We start from the raw sequence: 2,503 nt of genomic DNA, 5'->3' as shown, positions 1-2,503 counted from the left end.
CGGTTGTTTACCCTCACCACGGTGCCGCAAAGATCGAAGAGATCAAAATGCGCACCATCAAGGGTGAAGAGAAGATGTATCTCAAGCTCCGGGTTGCGCAGGGCGATCTGACTATTGAGGTTCCGGCGGAGAATGTGGACCTGGTCGGTGTCCGCGATGTGGTGGGCAAGGAAGGCCTCGAGCATGTGTTCGATGTGCTCCGTGCCGAGTTCACCGAAGAACCGACCAACTGGTCCCGCCGCTACAAGGCGAACCTGGAGAAGCTGGCCTCCGGCGATGTCATCAAGGTGGCGGAAGTTGTCCGTGACCTGTGGCGCCGGGACCACGACCGCGGACTCTCTGCGGGCGAAAAGCGGATGCTGGCGAAGGCGCGCCAGATCCTGATTTCCGAACTCGCACTGGCAGAGAAGACCGACGAGGACAAGGCAGCCGAGGTGCTCGACGAGGTCCTCGCCTCCTGATTGTGCATCAAGCGGCTGGCGTCCTTCACGGGGTGCCGGCCGCTTTTTTCATGCCCGGACGCGCAGGCCCCCGCTGATGCCGGGCGCTTTTTACACGTCCCGGCCAGCCCGCCGCAGCCTATTAGGCTAAAGGGATGAGCGCAGCAAGCACGCCGGTGGGCGTGATCATTGTGGCGGCCGGTTCCGGCACCCGCCTCGGCTACGGCCTGCCCAAGGCGCAGGTTCCGCTGGCCGGCGAACCGATCCTCGCCCACGCCCTCCGCGGCGTGCTGGCCGCCGGGATTGCCTCACGGATCTGCGTTGCCGTCCCTGCCGGCGATACCGTGCTGCGGCAGGTCTGTGCCGGCTTTGCCGCGCAGCATCCGGGCACGGCAATCTCCACGGTCGACGGCGGTGCCTCCCGGGCTGCCTCCGTCGCCGCTGCGTTCAGCGGGCTGGGCGAAGGCGTGGCCAGGGTCCTGGTGCACGATGCAGCCCGGGCGCTTACTCCGCCCGAGGTATTTGAGCGGGTCGCGGCCGCGCTGGCAGCCGGCGCCCGCGCCGTCGTTCCCGCGGTGCCGGTGGTGGATACCATCAAGGCGGCGGTGCCCAACACCGGCGTCGACGCAGGCATTGCACCGGAAAAGGTGGCGGCGACTATGGACCGAACGCCGTTGCGTGCGGTGCAGACGCCGCAGGGTTTCGACGCCCCGACGCTGGCCTGGGCGCACCGGAGCCTGGCCGGCATGGACCCGGAAGAGGCCGCCGGCATCACCGACGAGGCCCTGTTGATGGAGCGCCACGGCATCGACGTAATGCTGGTGCCCGGCTCCGCGCAGGCGCTGAAAATCACCACCCCGCTGGACGTGGCCGTGGCCGAGGCGCTGCTGGCCGCCGACCAGCCCCAACGCCTCATGAACCCGAACGCTTTGTGAACCCCCAACGCCTCGTGAACCCCAACGCCTCGTGAAAGGCTGACCGTGCCCGAATTTCCGTATCCCGTCCCGCGCACCGGAATCGGTGTGGATGTGCACGCTTTCGCCCTGGACTCCGAGCCCCAGCCGTTGTGGCTGGGCGGGCTGCTGTGGGAGGGGGAGCGAGGCCTGGCCGGCCATTCCGACGGCGATGCTGCCGCACATGCCGCCGCGGACGCCTTGTTCTCCGCCGCCGGGGTGGGAGACCTCGGCACCCATTTCGGCACCGACCGTCCGGAGTACGCGGGCGCTTCCGGTGTTCGGCTGCTCTCCGAGGCGGCGCGGATTGTGCGCGAAGCAGGATTCGAGATCGGCAACATCGCGGTCCAGTTGGTCTGCAACCGGCCCAAGTTCGGACCGCGTCGGTCCGAATCCGAGGCGGTGTTGACCGCGGCGGCCGGTGCGCCGGTCAGCGTTTCGGCGACCACCAGTGACGGGCTGGGTTTCACCGGGCGCGGCGAGGGCATCGCGGCGGTGGCCACCGCCGTCGTCGTTCCCCTGCGCTAGGAGAGGGACGGCCTCGTGCCGCTCCGCTGGGGCGTCTGCGCCGCCGAGCAAAGCGGAGTTGTTGCCCGAAAAGGAGCGCACGGCACAGGGACCGCCGTTCGCACCGGCACGGCGGCCGCAGCTAGGCTAGAGCGGTGAGCCTGAGATTCTATGACACCGCCACTGCGCAAGTACGCGACTTCGTCCCGCTGGCCCCGGGCAAGGTGGGGCTCTACTACTGCGGCGCCACGGTGCAGGGCGATCCGCACGTCGGCCATATCCGCTCGGCCATTGCGTTCGACCAGCTCACCCGCTGGCTGCGCTACAGCGGCTACGACGTCACGGTGGTGCGCAACGTGACGGACATTGACGACAAGATCCTGGTCAAGTCAGCCGATTCCTTCCGCCCGGATGCGGCCGAAGACCCGACGGTGCCGGTGCCGAACGAGCCGTGGTGGGCGCTGGCTTACCGCTACGAGCAGGAATTCGCCAAGGCCTACGACATTCTGGGCGTGGAACGGCCCACCTACGAACCGCGCGCTACCGGCCACATCCCGGAGATGCACCGGTTGATCCAGCAGCTGATCGACCGCGGCCATGCCT

At 68.0% G+C, this 2,503-nt stretch carries 3 protein-coding genes and 1 pseudogene; all 4 read left to right on the top strand.

Annotated elements, in window-relative coordinates:
• On the top strand, nucleotides 1-461 hold a 461-nt coding region (locus AC5RWT_RS36555; protein WP_494084486.1), incomplete at its 5' end, for a CarD family transcriptional regulator.
• A 134-nt stretch (nucleotides 462-595) separates the two neighbouring features.
• Nucleotides 596-1,375 carry a 2-C-methyl-D-erythritol 4-phosphate cytidylyltransferase gene (ispD, locus tag AC5RWT_RS36550; protein WP_494084485.1) on the top strand — a complete coding sequence of 260 codons (780 nt, stop codon included), beginning with the start codon at nucleotides 596-598 and terminating at the stop codon, nucleotides 1,373-1,375.
• Between the two features lie 45 nt (nucleotides 1,376-1,420).
• Entirely contained in the window at nucleotides 1,421-1,921 is a 501-nt protein-coding gene (ispF, locus tag AC5RWT_RS36545; protein WP_494084484.1) for a 2-C-methyl-D-erythritol 2,4-cyclodiphosphate synthase, read from the top strand.
• Nucleotides 1,922-2,055: 134 nt separating this feature from the next.
• Nucleotides 2,056-2,503 (top strand): annotated as a pseudogene (locus AC5RWT_RS36540) (cysteine--tRNA ligase); the annotation flags it as partial.

It is taken from the genome of Arthrobacter sp. Dra40, assembly GCF_059091905.1.
Note: the sequence above shows the minus strand (reverse complement) of the source record. Positions and strands in the feature narration are given on the sequence as shown.

Bases quoted from the DNA above. Each gene is read 5' to 3' on its own strand.
- ispD (WP_494084485.1), top strand. From the start codon at position 596: ATGAGCGCAGCAAGCACGCCGGTGGGCGTGATCATTGTGGCGGCCGGT.